The sequence below is a fragment of the Arthrobacter sp. NicSoilB8 genome (assembly GCF_019977355.1).
GTDB lineage: Bacteria > Actinomycetota > Actinomycetes > Actinomycetales > Micrococcaceae > Arthrobacter.
Window position 1 is genome coordinate 4383161 of record NZ_AP024655.1, and the last position, 17644, is coordinate 4400804.

Here is a 17644-nt window from a genome sequence, read left to right on the forward strand (position 1 = left end):
TATTCCTGTGTTCCTTTCCTGGATCCGGCCGGATCCGGTATCGGCACGAGGTGCCAATCTAACTAACGCGTTGGGGTTCCTGGTCCTCGGTTGCGCGGTCCCCTATACGGCGATCAGTGACTGAAGATCCCGGTTACGCCTTGGTTCCCCGTTGCACGTGAACGTCATGTCGGTTTCCTGGTGCATTTTGGAGGTATCAAGACTGCGGACGGTTTCGCCGAAGACTTCGTCGGGGTCCAGGCGGCGGAGCTCCTCGGCGAGGCAGTCCTTGAGGCTGCGGCGGGGCAGGGAGATCCGCTGTGCGGGCTGGCCGGGCTGGGTCAGTTCCGCGATGGTCAGTCCGGGCCGGAAGAGCTGGATGTCGCCGCCTGGCCGGGTGAGGCGGACGCGGCGGATGCCGGTGCCGGCCGGGTCCGCGACGATCGTCACGGGGACATCCAGGGCCAGGGTGAGCCAGGCCGCGAGCAGGATGGTGGAGGGGGAGTCCGAGGCCCCTTCGACGGCGACGGCGGTGACCGGTGAGTCGTCGACCTGGTCCAGGACCGCGGCGAGCTGGATGCGCCAGTTGGTCAGGCGGGTCCAGGCGAGGTCCGTGTCGCCGGCCTTGTACGTGGCCCGGATGTTTTCCAGCGCCGCGACCGGGTCGGCCTCGTTGGCCGAGTCGGTGATCCGGCGGTGCGCGATGCTCCCGATCGAGGTCTGGCAGGCGTTCCGGGGGGCGCCGTGCGGCCACCAGGCCACGATCGGGGCGTCCGGGAGCAGCAGGGCCGCGACCAGGGATTCGCTTTCCTCGGCGAGTTCGCCGTAGCCGCGCAGCAGGATGACCTCGGAGGCCCCGGCGTCGCCGCCGACCCGGATCTGGGCGTCCAGCCGGGTCGGGGCGGAGGCCCCGGCGTCGGCGAGGACGATGATCCGGCACGGGTGTTCGCGGCTGGCCTCGTTGGCGGCCTCGATGGCCTCCTCCTCGAGCCCGGAGCGGGTGACGACCACGAGGGTCAGCACCCGGCCCAGGGCGATCACGCCGCCCTGCTCGCGCAGGGCCATGATCTTCTTGGAGATCTTGGAGGTGGTGGTGTCGGGAAGATCTACGATCATGGCCTTCTCCAGGTTCGTCCGTCGCGGGCAAGGAGTTCATCGGCCGAGGCCGGGCCCCAGCTGCCGGGCCGGTACGGCTCGGGCTGTTCGGGCAGGGACGCCCAGTAGTCCTCGAACGGGTCAAGGATCTTCCAGGACAGCTCGACCTCGGCGTGGCGGGGGAACAGCGGGGGCTCGCCGAGGAGCACGTCGAGGATGAGGCGTTCGTACGCTTCGGGGCTGGACTCGGTGAAGGAGTGGCCGTAGCCGAAGTCCATGGTGACGTCGCGGACCTCCATCTGGGTGCCCGGGACCTTGGACCCGAACCGGATGGTGGCGCCCTCGTCGGGCTGGACCCGGATGACCACGGCGTTCTGGCCGAAGTCGTCCTCGCTGTGGTCGCGGAACAGCAGGTTGGGTGCGCGTTTGAACACGACGGCGATTTCCGTCACCCGGCGCCCCAGCCGCTTGCCGGCGCGCAGGTAGAACGGCACGCCGGACCAGCGGCGGGTGTTGATGTCCACCCGGATCGCGGCGAACGTCTCGGTCTTCGAATCGGCCGGGATGCCTTCTTCCTCCAGGTAGCCCAGGACCTCCTCGCCGCCCTGCCAGCCGCCGGTGAACTGGCCGCGGGCGGAGTGGGTGGAGAGATCGTGCGGGAGCCTGACGGCGGCGAGGACCTTTTCCTTCTCCGCCCGCAGGTCATCGGCGTTGAAGGAGATCGGCTCCTCCATGGCCGTCAGGGCCAGGAGCTGGAGCAGGTGGTTCTGGATGACGTCGCGGGCCGCGCCCACGCCGTCGTAGTAGCCCGCCCGGCCGCCGGTGCCGATGTCCTCGGCCATGGTGATCTGGACGTGGTCCACATAGTTGGCGTTCCAGAGCGGCTCGAAGAGCTGGTTCGCGAAGCGCAGCGCCAGGATGTTCTGCACCGTCTCCTTGCCCAGGTAGTGGTCGATCCGGAACACCGCGTCCGGCGGGAACACCGACTCGACGATGTCGTTGAGCTGCCGGGCCGACTCCAGGTCGTGCCCGAACGGCTTCTCGATCACCACCCGGCGCCACTTGTCGCCCTCGGCCTGCGCCAGGCCGTGCTTGGAGAGCTGGCGGCAGACCTGCTCGAAGGCCTTCGGCGGGATCGAGAGGTAGAACGCGTGGTTGCCGCGGGTCCCGCGCTGCTCGTCGAGCTCATCGATCGTTTCGGACAATCGCTTGAACGCCTCGTCGTCGTCGAACTCGCCCTGCACGAAGCGGATGCCCTCGGAGAGCTGCTTCCAGACCGTTTCATCGAACGGGGTCCGGGCGTAGGCCTTGACGGACTCCTTGACCTCCGCAGCGAAGTCCTCGTTCTCCCACTTCCGGCGGGCAAAGCCCACCAGGGCGAAGCTCGGCGGCAGCAGCCCGCGGTTGGCGAGGTCATACACCGCCGGCATGAGCTTCTTGCGGGCGAGATCCCCGGTCACCCCGAACAGGACCAGCGAAGACGGTCCGGCGATACGGTTCAGACGGCGGTCACGAGGCTCCCGGAGCGGATTACGCCCGGACTTGTGCCCGGGCCTCGCGCTTGATTCGACGCTGGTAAGTGACATGGTGGCTTCTAACTTTCGACAGGGCATTTGCGGCCGCGGACCGGCGGTTAGGAGAGGATCTGCTCGCGGGTCTCACCGTAGGGAACGGTGTCGCTGAGGGCGAGCGTGTAACGGCTGGGAGTATGGCGGGTGACTAGAATGCCGGAGTAGCAGTGGGGCCTGGCTACCTGCCGGAGGGTGGCCTCGGCATCGTCGAGCAACTCGTAAAGACGGCTTGGCTCGGTAACAACTACTTCTACGTTGTGTGTGGCCTGACTACGCATGATGAACGGTTCCTTCCCATGGGTTTAAGTGCGCCCATGCGCCAACCCCACTTCATTGGGGTGTTGTTTTCTTGGAATTGGATTCAGGACTGAACCGTACTGCCCGCAGTGACGGATCTCCGCGGGCAGTACAGAAAAAGACATTCCGGGCTGCAGCCCCCAATCACAAGGTCCTGCAGCCCGGAGGTGGCGTCTCGCAGCCGTTGGGAGTGCGGGACGTCACCGTCAACCGGCTGGTTAGTTGATGGCTGCGCGGAGCTGCTTGGCGGCCAGGGCGGGGTCGGCTGCACCGTAGATGGCGCCGCCGGCGACGGCGACGTCGGCGCCTGCCTTCTGGACGTCTGCGATGGTGGCGAGCTTCACGCCGCCGGCGACGGAGAACGGAACGCGGGCTTCTGCGCCGGCGCGGAGCAGACCGTTCAGGTCGAAGCCGGGCTTGGCCTGCTCGTCCAGGCCGGCGTGCATCTCGACGAACTTCGCACCCAGGGCGCGGACTTCCTTGGCGCGGGTGACCTTGTCGGCGACACCGATGAGGTCCACGACGATGCCCTTGTTGTGGGCCTTGGCGGCCTTGACGGCGCCGGCGATGGTGGAGTCGTCGGCTGCACCGAGCACGGTGACCAGGTCGGCGCCGGCCTTGAAGGCGATGTCGGCTTCAAGTTCACCGGCGTCCATCGTCTTCAGGTCAGCGAAGACAACCTTGTCCGGGTGGGCGTTCTTGATCGCGGTGATGACGGAGAGGCCTTCGGCCTTGATCAGCGGCGTACCGAGTTCGATGATATCCACGAATTCGGCAACCTGGCCGGCGAGTTCGAGGGCGGCTTCGGTGGTCAGGAGGTCGATAGCAACTTGGAGCTTCATGATGGTGTTTTCTTTCTGTTGGGCAACGCGGTGGGTGTTGAAAATTGAGTGGACACTACGGTGGGTGAGATTTGCGCCCCGGTTATTCGAGGTTGGCGTGCCGGAGCCAGAGCTCTTCGGCGGGCACATCGGTGTTGTCCCACAGCGACTGGAAGAGAGCCTCGGTGGCGAGGAACAGCACCTGCTCGAACAGGGACCCCGAGTACTGGCGGGAAACGCTGGAGCCGTGGTCGGTCTTCTGCGCGGCCGGAATGATCACCAGGGCGTCGGCCAGTCCGGCGAGCGGTGAACTCGCGTTGGTGGTGAACGCGGCAATCCGCGCTCCCGCCTTCGCCGCTGTTTCGGCTGACTTGACCACTCCCGAGGTCGTCCCCGATCCGGAGGCCACCAGGAGCAGGTCACCGGAAGCGATTGCGGGAGTGGTGGTGTCACCGGCGATGTGGACATTCAGGCCCAGGTGCATCAGCCTCATGGCGGCCATCCGCAGGACCAGGCCGCTCCGGCCCGCGCCGGCGACGAACACCCGGCCCGGCTGGCTGAGATGACGAGCCAGGTCGGCAATCTGCTGTTCATCAATCTTGGCCGCTGTGTCCGCGATCTCGTCCCGGACGAGAGAAAGATTCCGGACAATGTCATCTGTGCTGCTGTACCCGGTGCGAACCGCACCTGCTGTCGTAGTCACGATGTTTCCCCTTCTATTCGGTCGTTGGCCTGTAGCAGCCGGACGACGCTTTTCTGGTTGATGTCCATACTCCCGAAGCGAAGGGGCGGGGGTAACACTGTTTTCTGACGGTTCTGACTACACTTTAGGATGGGTTTAGTCGCAGGCCGTCCGCTGAGGCAGCGTCCATCTTCTGGATAGCCAGGACGGCGGCAGCCCTGGCGGGAAGATCTGGATGACTGGACGGAGGTCTATCTCCTGAAGGCCTCAGTTTTGAAGGATTTATTGCATAGACTCTGAAGTACCAGTTAAGTCCACTACCAGGTACGGACCGGACTGCTTGTTACTGACCGACCCCTTAGCCCATTTTCCGGAGCGCAGACTTTTGGCCTCGCCGTCCTCATTCCAGTCCCAGATATATCGGTCCCTGCCGGAAATCGAGAGGGCCGATGCGATTGTGGACAGAATTACCAAGGCCATCGGCCTTGGGCTGCTCAAAGTAGGTGAACGCTTGCCCCCCGAAGCGGCACTCTCGGAAATGTTTGGGGTTGGCGGCGCGACTCTTCGTGAGGCTTTGGGGGAACTGCGCGAGCGGGGAATTGTCGAGACCCGCAGAGGCCGGAGCGGGGGAACTTTTGTCGTCAGCCAGCCACGCACCCAGACCGACGTCATTCGGGATTGGTTCCTCTCGACCTCAATTTCGGAAATACGTGACATCGGAGACGAACATTCAGCCATAGCGGCCACTACCGTCCGCTTGGCCTGTGAACGTGCCGAAGCACACGACTTCGAGCGTCTTCAGGAGCTTGCACGGGCGCTGGTACTGGCCGATAGCCCCGAAGTGCGTGCACCTGCTGACAGCCGCTTCCACATCGAGTTGGCAATCGCCGCGCAATCACCGCGGCTTGCCAACGCCGAAATCCGGCTTCAGGAAGAAACCGTCCAACAGCTATGGACCCCCCTCACCGTCACATTTGACCCCGAACAGGCAACCGCTGAACACTTGGAATTGGTCCGGGCAATCGCCCAGGACCAACCCGAGAAGGCCCAGAAACTTGTCCTTGAGCACATCCGGCGAAACATTTTCCACCTGATCGACAAGAAACTCACCCTCGGCTACGCCCAATCAACCCAGGATGGTCAATGAAGCCCAGCGCTGAAGTCGTACATGCTGCCACAGCCCTTTCTTCCTGGCTGAGCGGCGTCTGCACGGAGGTCAATAGGCTCTCCAGCGACGTTTCTTCCCTCCTTGAACGAAATCAAGCGGGCAAGTCTAGGATCGATAGGGCTGCCCTAAAAGGATTGGACGAATATCCTCGGGAGTTCCTAACCAGAAACGCTTTTGCAGCCGGAGCCGGGACCTTCTTCGCAGTGGACACCCTCGAGGAGGGTGTGCCGGCTTTGGACTGGTGGGCGCGCAAGGAATCCGGTGCCGTCGGAAGGCTGGATTTAGACATGACTCCAGGCAGCAGCCGTTATTACGACTATGAGAGGCTGCCGTTCTTCTCGACTGCCGCTTCCACGGGTGAGCAGAGCCTTTGGGGGCCATATGTGGACTTTCTCGGCTTCGAGGAATACATCCTCACCTTTGCGGCGCCGGTTTCCGTTCAAGGACGATTTATGGGGGTGGCTGCCTGCGACATCCGGATTAGGGACTTGGAGGCCCTCATCATGCCAACCCTGCGCGGCATCCCAGGAGATGCCGCCCTCGTCAACGCCAGCAACCGCGTCATACTCGGCAACTCCGGGCAGTACTTGGTTGGCGAGAGGATCAAATCCGGATCCCCGGACCAGCCTCGAGTTCCTCTGGATGTTCCCCACCTCGGGCTCTCCCTCATCTACACGACCTAGCTGCACCGAGCCGGGACGTTGTTGACATGTGGGGCTTGAAAACGAGGAGGACCTCCGGGCTAAGTGGAGCTGTCTAGTTCACACACTTTGCGCTCGGAGGTCCTCGTGTCCCACGTTAGTGCCCGACTGACAGTTCATGGAAGACGCCTGATCGTTGACCGTGTGGCCGCAGGCCGCCCGGTCGCCCATATCGCGGCGGAGCTGGGCGTGTCCCGGCAGACCCCGTACCGGTGGGTCAGGAGGTTCCGGGCCGAGGGCGCGGCCGGCCTGCCGGACCGCTCGAGCCGGCCGCGGTCATCACCGTCCCGGACGAGTGCCGACCGTGAACAGGCCGTCCTTAACGCCCGGCGTTCGTTACGGTTCGGGCCGCTGCGGATCCTGCACCGGCACGGGGTTCCGCGGCTGGCGGACTGCGACCCGCTGACCGGTGCCCCGATCCGCACGGCCCGGACCACGCCCAACCGGTACGAACGGGCCCGGCCCGGGGAACTCGTCCACCTGGACGTCAAGAAGCTCGGCCGCGTCCCGGACGGCGGCGGCTGGCGCGCCCACGGCCGCTCGGAGCAGGTCAAGGGACGCGGACTCGGATACGACTACGTCCACGTCGCGATCGATGACCACACCCGCATCGGCTACGCCGAGGTCCTCCCCGACGAGAAAGGCGCCACCGCGGCCGGGTTCCTCACCCGCGCCGCAGGCTGCTTCGCCGGCCACGGCATCCACCGGATCGAGCGCGTCATCACCGACAACGCCTTCGCCTACCGCAACTCCGCCGCGTTCCATCAAGCCAGCACTACAACACTGAACGAATCCACACCCATTACCCGGGTGTCACCAACCTAGAGGCCCAGTACACCTGCCCCGGACTCCCCTCCCTCGTATGGGGTGGCACAGCTATGGCGACAACGGTTCCTAGAAGAGGACAACTGCGGCAGCAAAATTGGCATCTATAAAAGCTATCGCAATAGAGCTTTTACGCTGTAACCTCTGGAAGTGATCCGTTTCACACAAGATACCGCGGGACAGCCCCAGTCCTTCGACACCGGAGGGGGAACTTCTCCGACTTTGGCACACCCTCGTCCAAGTCGTTCGGGTTCGATGCTAGTTGCGTCTTCGCAAGCTGCCCATGGGCGCATTTTTCGGTCTGGCAAGCATGGCTTTATTCATCCGCCACGACGGAGCCCGTCCCGTTTGCTCGCCGGACCGCCGTCGGATATTCATGCTGCTGCAGGACCGCCTGCTGAGTGGCATCGGCAGTACCACTCGCCGAAGCCGGTTGTGTTTTAACAGCCACTTTAGATCCAAAATCTACGTTGCCTAACTCACAAAGTCAGAGACGACTTTAAGTAGTTGAAGGAGATTTTTATGAATGAAAATCGTTTAGATGGAGCCGATCACCTGGAACGGTCGATCGATTGGAAGCAGGGTTTGGCCATTGCGCTGGGTGTGCCTTTGCTCGTTCTGCCCTCCTTGGGCTACCTTCCGCTGTACTTGTCGGCTGCAGCAATTCTTATCTGGGGGCTATCGGTCATTCAGGGTTTCTTCCAGAACGCTGCATATGCTGAGATGGCTACGACCTTTCCCAAGGCCTCCGGTCTTCCGGGTTTTGCGCAGCATGTATTCCGGACCGAGAACTACAAGGGCAAGTACGACAAGGGCAAGCTGATCGGCGGGTTCAGCGCCTGGAGCTACTGGTTTGCCTGGACCCCGGTACTGGCTATCTTCTCCATCCTGGTCGGCGGATACCTGCATGGGCTCTTTCCGGTGCTGGGAGAAACGTTCACCGAGAATCAGCTCGCTCTGATAACAGGGGTGGTGATTTTCACCGGCCTGTTCACGGTCAACTGGTTCGGCCTCAAGGATGGCGCCATCCTGGGTTACATCCTGGCGGCCGTTTCGTTGATACCGCTGGTTATCCTGACCGTGGCACCTTTCGCCACCGGACACGTCGAGATGGCCAACATCACCGGCAGCTGGTTGCCGGCAGACTGGGCATGGGACATGCACCATATCCTGATTCTGTTTGGCATCTTCGCGATTGCGCAGTGGAGTGCCTGTGCATGGGAAACGGCAGCGATCTACGGGCCTGAATACAAAAACCCGTCCAAAGATGTACCCAAAGCGCTGCTTGCCTGCGGCATCGTCTGCTTTTTCTCGTTTGTCCTGGTACAAGGTGCGGTGATCGGAGTGCTTGGTGTTGACGGCGTGCTAGCCGAGCCCGTGTCGCCGCTGATCCCGGTGGCCCGGGCAGTCTTTGGCGAAGCCGGTTCAATCATTACCATCATCATGCTGATCGCCGCCATGATCCTGATCATTCAGACCGCCTACCTCGGTTCATCCCGCGCCATGCACTCCATGGCGACGGAAGGCAACCTCCCCAAATCCCTCGGCAAGACGAATCGCCACGGCACCCCCTTTGTTGCCATGCTGGTCATCGGAGCCTTCAACTTGGTGCTGATTTTCATGGGAAACCCGGCGGCAATCGTCGCAGCGTCTGCGATCGGTTACACCTGCGCCAATGGCATCAGCCTGTTCGCCTATGTCCGAGCCAAGAAGCACCCGGCCTTCGCCAACCTGGAACGACCCTTCAAAGCACCGAAGGGCTGGAAGCATGTCGCCATGCTCTTTGGCCTATTCAACCTACCCCTATGCCTGGTCGGTGTGGTCTACCTGAACAGCCTGGAGATCGGCTGGACGCCGACTTGGGTCGGGTTCATAGTACTGGCGCTCTACATACCCATCTGGTTCTACTCCCAGCATGAAACAAGACGCTCCAAATCCAATTCAGCCACTGCCTCTTCTTCAGATCACGATGCCCCAGAACCGGAAAAAATGCTGGACCTTAGGTAAAAAGCTGCCCCCAGGGCCGCCCGGTCAAGAATGTGCTGCCCGCAACGGCGCTGAGCGCCCGCGCGTTGTCGCAGGCGGCCCAGTTGCGGTCGTCATTAGGCCCACCGGCCGGGCAGCGGGCCGCGCTTGCTTCACGGCGGTCACCAGGCCCCTGCGAGGGCCTGGTGACCGCCGTGAGTTCGTTTCTGAGAGTGCCCGCCCGTCAACCATGCAACGGGAAATAAACCTTAAATTCTTTGCTAAATATCCAAAAAAAGACTGGACTATATGAATTACGTCCCGTAGCTTTGCGGATGGGAGGACGAGCGTGATTCGTATCACGCCACCAGGGTTCGGAACAGAGCCCGGCGGTCATGCAGAAAGACGTCCCTCCCGGAGCCCCATCTTTCACACCACTTGTCATAGGAGCCACCATGGAAACCACCCTCGTAGGAACACTGAGCAAGGCCGGATCCATCCACAAGGTAGAAAACGGCTACATCGGACTGCCGTCGATGAACGAGCCCGGGACGGTCGCTGCGATCGGCGATTCCCTCCACAACCCAGAGGGCTCGGTCATGTCCGCCGGGTTCTTCGAACTGAAGGCCTCCGAGCCGCTGGTGTACACGTACACCTACGACGAAATGAAGGTCGTCATCAAGGGTGAATTCATCCTCACGGACCAGACGACGGGAGACGTGACGCACGCCAAGGAGCGCGATGTGCTGTTCTTCCCCAAGGGCACCACCGTCAAGTTCGAGACCCCCGAGTACGGCCTGGGGTTCTTCGCCGGCGACCGCACCTTCGAGCCGTAAGGACCGACCATGCGTTCCGCGTCCATGCCGCCAGCAGCCGGCACCGGCCTGGAACCTGGTTTCCGCGGTGTCATCTGTGTATCATTCGGATCCACAGGTGACACCGCAGTTCCAGACACCGATGGCCAGCCCCGCTACGATCTCCATTTCGAAGCAGCAACCGCCGACACCCTCTCGGAACTCAAGTCCGTGTTCAGCAGTTCCCGTGTAGGCGTCCGCCTTGTGCTCGCAGGCCCCCCCACGGATATCCGTGCAGCCGCCGCAGCCGCCGCGGACTGTGGACTTCTGGGCGAGGAGGTAACACTCCTGCCTCATGAAACCGGGCCCCGGTTAGTTTATTGCCCGCATTGCCTTACCACCACCATTGATGTGGGAGCCGGCACCGAGGTGAAGTGTCAAGGATGCACCACCACCTTGAGCATCACTGATCACTTTTCCCGACGAAGAGGCGCATACCTGGGCTACTCAGCCCATGCCGAGGAGGCAGCATGACCGCCACAGCGCTCCAGCCCCATGTCCACCCGGCGGTGGAGGGAGGCCTCCACCTCGAGGTGACAAACGTCAGCCGTCAGACGGAATCGATTGTCAGCATTACATTGGCTGCTCCGGAAGGTGGAAGGTTGCCCTCCTACGTCCCGGGAAGCCACCTGGTAGTTCAATACGGGAGCGGCGTCAACGCATACTCGCTGACAGGTTCAGGCAACGCGCCATCCGAATACAACATCTCTGTGCTGAGGGTCGAAGAGGGTGCCGGCGGCTCCGTGGCCATGCACCGGCTCTCCGTCGGTGACCGGGTTAACGTTTCGCGCCCCCGGAGTGCGTTTGCGCCCGCATCAACAGCGAAGCATCATCTGCTTGTTGCTGCAGGCATCGGGATCACGCCGATTCTTTCGCATGCCAGGGCCGCGGTAGAACGTGGCAACACAGCATCAATGATCTACGTGCACCGGCCAGCCGCCGGCGCCCACGTGGCGGAAGCGCGGGAACTGCTGGGGCCGGGGTTGACCGCTTTGGTCGAGTGCACTGACCGGGGCAGTTTCCAAAATGTTCTGGCGGAAGCGCTTATCACGCAGCCCCTCGGAACCCACCTCTACGTGTGCGGTCCGGTTGTCTTCATGGATGCGGTCCTCGAAGAGGCCCGCAGCCAAGGCTGGTCATCCGCCCGGCTCCATTCAGAAGCCTTTGGCGCAGCCGAACTGGATGCGGGCGAACCTTTTACGGCGCATCTGGCACGCAGCGGCGTTCGCTTGGAAGTTCCGGCCGGCGTTTCGCTGCTGGAGACGCTCGAAGCGGCAGGGAAAACCATCCCCAATATGTGCCGCAAAGGAATCTGCGGCGAATGTGTCCTCCCGGTACTTCGCGGCGTACCTCAGCACCGGGACCTTTACCTGTCCGACCAGGAAAAAGCAGCGAACGCCACCATGATGTGCTGTGTTTCGCGCAGCAACGACCCAGAATTGGAGTTGGACCTTTGAGTAGCACAATCATCGATATTGATCCTGACGCCGCCCTCCTCCCGGAACGGATCAGGCGCTTCCCCTTTCCTTTTGCCTCCGACACCTACCGGTACAGCGCGAACGTCGAACCGGCCACCAAGACAGCACCGACAGAAGCCGGCGCCTGGGGAGCCCATTTGGTGGACATCGATGAACATTATCTGGACGAACTGGCCGAGCGCGCCAAGGTACTGAGCCGCGACCCTTCCCGTGTGAATGTCCTCCCCCACATGCGACCGGCAGTATGGGACGCCCTCACCACTCTGCTGTCCTCCATGGCGGAAGATTACCCGGATACGATGTCGTTCCAGCGTGAAGGAAACAGCTGCCGCTGGCGTAATGGCTTGCAGAATCTCGAGGTGGAATTCACCGTCGGCGACGACAGTTCACTGCCGGAGGGGCCAATGCGGTTCCTCGGCAGCCAGATCCAGGACGACATCATTCTTCTTGACGTCCGTGAAGATACGCTGTGGCTGGATGCCGGCCTCGTGACGTTCGCCGCCGACTGGTCATTCGGATTCGATGTCGGCATGAACTTCCTCGAAATCCACCACCCCGTCCCGCGGGTAAAGGAAGAACGCATCATCAGCCGGGCTGAGCAGTTCCTGTTGCGCCTGCAGCCCGGGGAACAATTCCGGCGGACCAACTGGACGATGACCATCGGCCGGCGTATGGACACCTCCACGGAAACCTACCCTGAATGGGGCCCGGACCGCAGCACCATAGCCGACGACCCTGCCATGCCGGAGAAGCTCCATCTGCGGGTGGAAGTACAGCACTTGATCCGTCTCCCCCACTCCGGTGCCCTCCTGTTCTTGGTGCGGACCCACCTCTTGCCCCTCACCGACATTGCCCGGGTACCTGCGTGGCGGGAAAAAATGGGCCATGTGCTGGCCGAACTACCCGACGACATGGCCGAATACAAAGGCATCATCCGCTATCGCAAAGCGGCATCTGATTGGCTGCTGGCGCGCTAACCAGCGGGTCGGCACCCTGTCCTGGGGCCCATATCGGCCGGAACACGACTGTTCCGAACGAAAAACGACGCATAAGAATATCCATAAAAAAAGCTAGACTAAATGATTTATTTGAAGTAGCTTGGCAGTGAAGAGGAACACGTGACCGGCGTCACGCTGGTGGAGTTCAGGGTAGAGCTCCACTGGCCTTTAGCAACTTAAGGGATGCCGGTTTGCCGGGTCAGGAGCTTGCAGGCCAACTGCAGCCGTCTAGGCTCGGCGTCCTCCAGGCAGGTTTCAAGCACATGAGTGGTCTGCCACCTATTCGCCAAATCCCACACATTTCGCGGGGCAATTCACCTGCCAGGCCATAGGGATCCCTCGCCCTGAACAATCAAGGAGAAAACCATGACTCTTAACACTGAAACCGAGACCGTTGTAGGGGTATCGCACCCTCTGGATCCGTTGTCCCGCGCCGAGATTTCCCGGGCGGCTGCGATCCTGAAGGGTGGCCAGGCCGCGGCGGAGTCGTTCCGCTTTATCAGTATTGAGCTGCGCGAGCCGGAGAAGGAACTGCTGCGGAGCGGCGCTCAGACGGTGCGCGAGGCTGACGCGGTCCTGGTCAACCGTGCCGAGGGACGTTCCTACGAAGCGATTGTCGACCTTGATTCGGGCATCGTCTCGAAATGGACGCAGCTGGCTGCGAACATCCAGCCTCCGTTCATGCTGGACGAGTTCGCCGAGGGTGAAGAGAGCTGCCGGAAGAACCCCGAGGTCCAGGCCGCCCTGGCCAAGCGCGGGATCACCGACATGTCCCTGGTCTGCTTCGAGCCGTGGTCCGTGGGCTACTTCGGTGAAGACGACGAGGGCCGGCGCCTGATGCGCGCCCTGGTGTTCGTCCGCGAGGAGGCCGATGACAGCCCGTACGCGCACCCGATCGAGAACTTCATCGTCATCGTGGACCTGAACTCCGGGGACGTCGTCAAGGTCGAGGATGACCAGGCCATCCCCGTCCCCAGCGCCAGCGGCAACTACCTGCCCAAGTACGTCGGGCCGGCCCGCACCGACCTCAAGCCGATCTCCATCACCCAGCCCGAAGGCGCGTCCTTCACGGTCACCGGAAACCACGTCCAGTGGGCCGACTGGTCCTTCCGTGTCGGCTTCACCCCCCGCGAGGGCCTGGTCCTGCACCAGCTGAAGTTCCGCAACAAGGGCGTCGAACGTCCCGTGATCAACCGGGCCTCACTGTCGGAAATGGTCGTCCCCTACGGCGATACCGCCCCCGTCCAGGCCAAAAAGAACGCCTTCGACTCCGGCGAATACAACATCGGCAACATGGCCAACTCCCTGACCCTGGGCTGTGACTGCCTGGGCGAAATCAAGTACTTCGACGGCATCACCGCCGACAGCCACGGCAACCCGCTGACCATCGAGAACGCCATCTGCATGCACGAGGAAGACGACTCCATCCTCTGGAAGCACTTCGACTTCCGCGAGGGCACCACCGAAACCCGGCGCAGCCGCAAGCTCGTGATCTCCTTCATTGCCACCGTCGCGAACTACGAGTACGCCTTCTACTGGCACCTCTTCCTCGACGGCAGCATCGAGTTCCTGGTCAAGGCCACCGGCATCCTCTCCACCGCCGGCCAGAAGCCCGGCGAGAAGAGCCCCTACGGCCAGACCCTGAACAACGACGGACTCTACGCACCGATCCACCAGCACATGTTCAACGTCCGCATGGACTTCGAAATCGACGGACCCCGCAACGCCGTCTACGAAGTGGACATGAAAATCCCCGAAGACAACCCCACCCACACCGCCTTCATGGCAGTGGACCGGCTCCTGGAAACCGAACAGGCCGCCATCCGGAAAACAGACTCCTCCAAGCACCGCTTCTGGAAGATCGCCAACCGCGACAGCAAGAACCTGGTCAACGAACCGGTCGCCTACCGCCTCATCCCCACCGACGGCATCCAGCTCGCCGCCGGCGACGAGTCCTACGTCAGCAAACGAGCCCAGTTCGCCCGCAACAACCTCTGGGTCACCGCCTACGACCGGACCGAACGCTTCGCAGCCGGCGAATTCCCCAACCAGGCCACCGGCGCCGACGACGGCCTGCACATCTGGACCAAAGCAGACCGGAACATCGTCGACCAGGACCTCGTCGTCTGGTACACCTTCGGCATGCACCACGTCGTCCGCCTCGAAGACTGGCCCGTCATGCCCCGCCAGAACATCGGCTTCATGCTCGAACCCCACGGCTTCTTCGACCAAAACCCCACCCTGAACCTGCCCAGCAACGAAAACCGAACCGAAACAACCAACACCGGAACATGCTGCACCACCGATAAATAGACCCAGCCCGGCTTCAGGGAAAGCCAAGAACCAGGCACATGACCCTAAAGCTGGGAACGAACAACCCTCAAACAGGCGGTCCCCGGTGCTGTAGCTACAGCACCGGGGACCGACCTGCACCTGCCCCAACCCTGTAGTGAGAGTGTGATCCGCGTGTTCAATATCCCCGCAATTACCTGGACCCTCACGGCCGTGCTGATGCTTGGCGGAAGCTATCACGTTCTGCAGGCGACACGGTCCCACCACGTCACCGACCGCGTCAACAACAGCCTCCATGCCCTTATGAACGTCCTGATGGCGGCCATGCTGTGGAACCTCGCGCCCTCGACCATGCTGGCCCAGATCGCAGTCCTCGCCGGCGCGGCACTGTGGTTTATCATTCAGGCGGTCGCCCGGCCGGAATTCAAAATACTCTGCGCCGGCAGCCAAGGCCGGCTCAAATGCGCTTACCACAGCCTCAGCATGGCCGGCGCCGCCCTCATGGCCACCATGATGGGTCAGATGAGCACAACAGCGGGCCACGAAATTGTTCCGGCAGGCGGAATGTCAATGCCGCACGCCCACCACGCGATGACAGCCGCAACCCCCACTACAGCCACCGCAACCCTCAATCACCTGCCCAATCTCGCCATCCCACTGACAATCATCTTCGCCACCGCGGCAGTGGTCTTCATCGCCCTCCTACTGCGCAACCGGAAACCGGCAACCACAGCCCCCAACAAAACAGTCCCAAAACACTCCCCCCGAAAACAACACAGCCTCGAAGCCCTCGGCGCCGCCATCATGGCCCTCATGTTCGCCACCATGGCATAAGTGCTGATCCCCAATGAGCGCTGCGGCCCAGTCCTTCAGCAGCAGGACCCGCTGCCTGGTTGGCCGGACGATTGGGCGCTGCCACCCGATGAGTCCACAAGCGAGAAAGTAGCGGCCATGGATACACGAACCGTAAGCGTGGCGCTAAATGATGCCGATGAACACCTCATCGAAAAGACTTGCGACTCAAGCCTCGAACCCGGGGAGTGCTTCTTCTGCACCGGACCAGAGACGGATTGAGTGCGCAACACAGCCCGGGGCCTTCCGTTTCGCATTGGGGGAGCTCCCGGTACCAACCAATAGGGAGGCTAATCTTGAGACTGGCGGGCTTTGATGCGTCAGCCATGGCCCAGCTGCCGGCTAACATCAGCTTTGTTCTTCCTGTCCTGCGCCGGGGCATTCCGGCGGTGAGGCTGGCCACCGCCCGGGCCACCCGGCGTCGGGCGTTCCAGGCGTGGCCAAAGGATCTGTCATGTCGTGGTTAATCCTCATCTCCTCCGGGGCATTGGAAGCCGTCTGGGCCGCTGCCCTGCACCGGACGTTCCAGTGCTCCGGCAGGCGCCGCATCGCCCCCGCACTCCTCTTCCTGGCCTCCGTACTCGCCAGCATGACCGGCCTCGCCTTCGCCATGCACACCATCCCCACCGGCACCGCCTACGCCGTCTGGGTAGGCGTCGGCGTGATACTGACCTCCGCATACGCGATGCTCACCAAAGCTGAACGCCCGACGACGGCGCGCCTGCTGCTGCTCACCGGCATCGCCGGATGCGTGGTCGGACTAAAGATAGCGGCGCAATGAGCCAACGTTCACGAGCCTGGCTGCTGCTGCTTGGCTCCGCCGTGCTGGAAGCCGTGTGGGCCACATCCCTCGGCCTGTCCAACGGCTTCACAGTTCCCCTCCACACCGTGGTTTTCGCCGTGACGGCCACCCTGAGCATGATCGGGCTGGGCACGGCCATCCGCAGCATCCCGCTAGGCACCGCCTACGCCGTCTGGGTAGGAATAGGCGCCGCCCTGACCGTCGGCTGGGCCATGGTAACCGGCGTCGAACCCTTCAGCCTGTTGAAGGTGCTGTTCATCGCCGGGATCGTTGGCTGCGCGGCCGGGCTGAAGTCCCTGCCGGCGGACGCCACTTCCGATGCCAACCGTTCCGACACCAAGGTCCCCGCCTGAGGCTACCGATGGTTCTCCCGACCATTAAGGCCATCCGATGGCTATGCCCCGCCGTATTCCCCTTGGCGCGTTCTGGGGGTTCGTCGAGCCCCCACAGCGGAGTAGTTCATACGCAGCAGCGGAGATCTACCTGGGATCGGTCTCCACGTTCAACCCGGTGCTGGAGGAAAACCAGCAGGTGAAGGAACGCCGGGCCCTGGCCAGGCACCCGGCCCGGGCAATCCCCGAACTGGTCGCCACCGCCCCTGCCAGGTGCTTTCATGGAACATCCCCAAGCTCGCCGGCCCGGTGAAGGGCAAAGACTTCGACTGCTACCTGATGACCGATATCCATTCGCGGTTCATCGTCGGCGCGCACGTGCACGCCACCGAATCGGCGATCCCTGCCGTGGAAATGATGAAGGAGATCTTCGGCATCCACGGCATCCCGCACGTCGTGCATGCGGACCGCGGAACCTCGATGACCTCCAAGACCGTGGCGGCGCTCCTCTCGGATCTGGAAGTCACCCGGTCCCATTCCAGGCCCCGGGTGAGCAACGATAACCCCTACTCGGAGTCGCTTTTCAAGACCATGAAATACGGGCCTGAATTCCCCGGGCGCCTCGCCTACCTGGGCGATGCCCCGGCACTCATCAACGGATTCGTGGACTGGTACAAACATCAACACCAGCACTCCGGCATCGGCTTCCACACCCCGGCCAACGTGTACTACGGCCTCGCCGACGGAGTCCCCCGGAAACGCTCACAGACCCTGGCCGCGGCCAGGGCCAAACACCCCCCACCGATTCGGCACCACCACAGACCCCAAAATCCTGGCCCTACCCGGGCCGGCATGGATCAACCAACCCAACGAAACCACCGAAAAAGAAGCAGCCTAAGGACGGCTGTCTAACTCACCATCGTACCGCTGGA

At 62.5% G+C, this 17644-nt stretch carries 15 protein-coding genes and 2 pseudogenes; 13 read left to right on the forward strand and 4 right to left on the reverse strand.

Annotated features, from left to right (window positions below):
* Positions 1 to 102: 102 nt before the first annotated feature.
* From LDO15_RS19840 to hxlB, 4 genes are all read right to left on the reverse strand, one after another.
* On the reverse strand, positions 103 to 1095 hold the full coding sequence (locus LDO15_RS19840; RefSeq protein ID WP_223981538.1) for a glucose-6-phosphate dehydrogenase assembly protein OpcA: 993 nt from the start codon (positions 1093 to 1095) through the stop codon (positions 103 to 105).
* Positions 1092 to 2660 (reverse strand): glucose-6-phosphate dehydrogenase, encoded by a 1569-nt coding sequence (gene zwf / locus LDO15_RS19845; RefSeq protein ID WP_223981541.1) that lies wholly within the window; start codon positions 2658 to 2660, stop codon positions 1092 to 1094. The genes LDO15_RS19840 and zwf overlap by 4 nt, the downstream gene beginning before the upstream one ends.
* Positions 2661 to 3160: 500 nt before the next feature.
* On the reverse strand, positions 3161 to 3784 hold the full coding sequence (hxlA, locus tag LDO15_RS19850; RefSeq protein WP_223981493.1) for a 3-hexulose-6-phosphate synthase: 624 nt from the start codon (positions 3782 to 3784) through the stop codon (positions 3161 to 3163).
* Positions 3785 to 3866: 82 nt separating this feature from the next.
* Entirely contained in the window at positions 3867 to 4466 is a 600-nt protein-coding gene (gene hxlB, locus LDO15_RS19855; protein ID WP_223981544.1) for a 6-phospho-3-hexuloisomerase, read from the reverse strand.
* Positions 4467 to 4902: 436 nt separating this feature from the next.
* Here hxlB and LDO15_RS19860 point away from each other — a divergent pair, with 436 nt between their 5' ends.
* From LDO15_RS19860 to LDO15_RS19915, 13 genes and pseudogenes are all read left to right on the forward strand, one after another.
* Positions 4903 to 5592, forward strand: coding sequence for an FCD domain-containing protein (locus LDO15_RS19860; RefSeq protein WP_223981546.1), 690 nt, complete (start codon positions 4903 to 4905; stop codon positions 5590 to 5592).
* Positions 5589 to 6296: a cache domain-containing protein gene (locus LDO15_RS19865; protein WP_223981549.1), complete on the forward strand. Its 708-nt coding sequence runs from the start codon at positions 5589 to 5591 to the stop codon at positions 6294 to 6296. The genes LDO15_RS19860 and LDO15_RS19865 overlap by 4 nt, the downstream gene beginning before the upstream one ends.
* A 105-nt stretch (positions 6297 to 6401) precedes the next feature.
* Positions 6402 to 7067: pseudogene (locus LDO15_RS19870) on the forward strand (leucine zipper domain-containing protein); the annotation flags it as partial.
* A 594-nt stretch (positions 7068 to 7661) separates the two neighbouring features.
* Positions 7662 to 9146: an APC family permease gene (locus LDO15_RS19875; protein ID WP_223981552.1), complete on the forward strand. Its 1485-nt coding sequence runs from the start codon at positions 7662 to 7664 to the stop codon at positions 9144 to 9146.
* A gap of 413 nt (positions 9147 to 9559) precedes the next feature.
* Entirely contained in the window at positions 9560 to 9940 is a 381-nt protein-coding gene (locus tag LDO15_RS19880) for a cupin domain-containing protein (RefSeq protein ID WP_223981555.1), read from the forward strand.
* A gap of 24 nt (positions 9941 to 9964) precedes the next feature.
* Entirely contained in the window at positions 9965 to 10432 is a 468-nt protein-coding gene (locus LDO15_RS23485) for a dimethylamine monooxygenase subunit DmmA family protein (protein ID WP_276572954.1), read from the forward strand.
* Positions 10433 to 10491: 59 nt separating this feature from the next.
* On the forward strand, positions 10492 to 11415 hold the full coding sequence (locus LDO15_RS19885; RefSeq protein WP_223981558.1) for a PDR/VanB family oxidoreductase: 924 nt from the start codon (positions 10492 to 10494) through the stop codon (positions 11413 to 11415).
* A complete protein-coding gene (locus LDO15_RS19890) occupies positions 11412 to 12413 on the forward strand; it encodes a DUF3445 domain-containing protein (protein WP_223981561.1) in 1002 nt (333 codons plus the stop codon). Before LDO15_RS19885 ends, LDO15_RS19890 begins: the two co-directional genes overlap by 4 nt.
* Positions 12414 to 12800: 387 nt before the next feature.
* Entirely contained in the window at positions 12801 to 14747 is a 1947-nt protein-coding gene (locus tag LDO15_RS19895; RefSeq protein ID WP_223981564.1) for a primary-amine oxidase, read from the forward strand.
* 153 nt (positions 14748 to 14900) lie between these two features.
* Positions 14901 to 15560, forward strand: coding sequence for a DUF5134 domain-containing protein (locus LDO15_RS19900; RefSeq protein ID WP_223981567.1), 660 nt, complete (start codon positions 14901 to 14903; stop codon positions 15558 to 15560).
* A 472-nt stretch (positions 15561 to 16032) separates the two neighbouring features.
* Positions 16033 to 16359 carry an SMR family transporter gene (locus LDO15_RS19905; protein ID WP_223981570.1) on the forward strand — a complete coding sequence of 109 codons (327 nt, stop codon included), beginning with the start codon at positions 16033 to 16035 and terminating at the stop codon, positions 16357 to 16359.
* The gene (locus LDO15_RS19910) at positions 16356 to 16733 is read left to right on the forward strand and encodes a multidrug efflux SMR transporter (protein ID WP_223981573.1); all 378 of its coding nucleotides are present in this window, start codon (positions 16356 to 16358) and stop codon (positions 16731 to 16733) included. The genes LDO15_RS19905 and LDO15_RS19910 overlap by 4 nt, the downstream gene beginning before the upstream one ends.
* Before the next feature lie 127 nt (positions 16734 to 16860).
* Positions 16861 to 17610: pseudogene (locus tag LDO15_RS19915) on the forward strand (DDE-type integrase/transposase/recombinase); the annotation flags it as partial.
* Positions 17611 to 17644: the final 34 nt, after the last annotated feature.

Coding starts and splice junctions, on each gene's coding strand:
- LDO15_RS23485 (WP_276572954.1), top strand. CDS start 9,965: ATGCCGCCAGCAGCCGGCACCGGCCTGGAACCTGGTTTCCGCGGTGTC.
- LDO15_RS19910 (WP_223981573.1), top strand. CDS start 16,356: ATGAGCCAACGTTCACGAGCCTGGCTGCTGCTGCTTGGCTCCGCCGTG.
- LDO15_RS19905 (WP_223981570.1), top strand. CDS start 16,033: ATGTCGTGGTTAATCCTCATCTCCTCCGGGGCATTGGAAGCCGTCTGG.
- LDO15_RS19840 (WP_223981538.1), bottom strand. CDS start 1,095: ATGATCGTAGATCTTCCCGACACCACCACCTCCAAGATCTCCAAGAAG.
- hxlA (WP_223981493.1), bottom strand. CDS start 3,784: ATGAAGCTCCAAGTTGCTATCGACCTCCTGACCACCGAAGCCGCCCTC.
- LDO15_RS19895 (WP_223981564.1), top strand. CDS start 12,801: ATGACTCTTAACACTGAAACCGAGACCGTTGTAGGGGTATCGCACCCT.
- LDO15_RS19880 (WP_223981555.1), top strand. CDS start 9,560: ATGGAAACCACCCTCGTAGGAACACTGAGCAAGGCCGGATCCATCCAC.
- LDO15_RS19865 (WP_223981549.1), top strand. CDS start 5,589: ATGAAGCCCAGCGCTGAAGTCGTACATGCTGCCACAGCCCTTTCTTCC.
- zwf (WP_223981541.1), bottom strand. CDS start 2,660: ATGTCACTTACCAGCGTCGAATCAAGCGCGAGGCCCGGGCACAAGTCC.
- LDO15_RS19875 (WP_223981552.1), top strand. CDS start 7,662: ATGAATGAAAATCGTTTAGATGGAGCCGATCACCTGGAACGGTCGATC.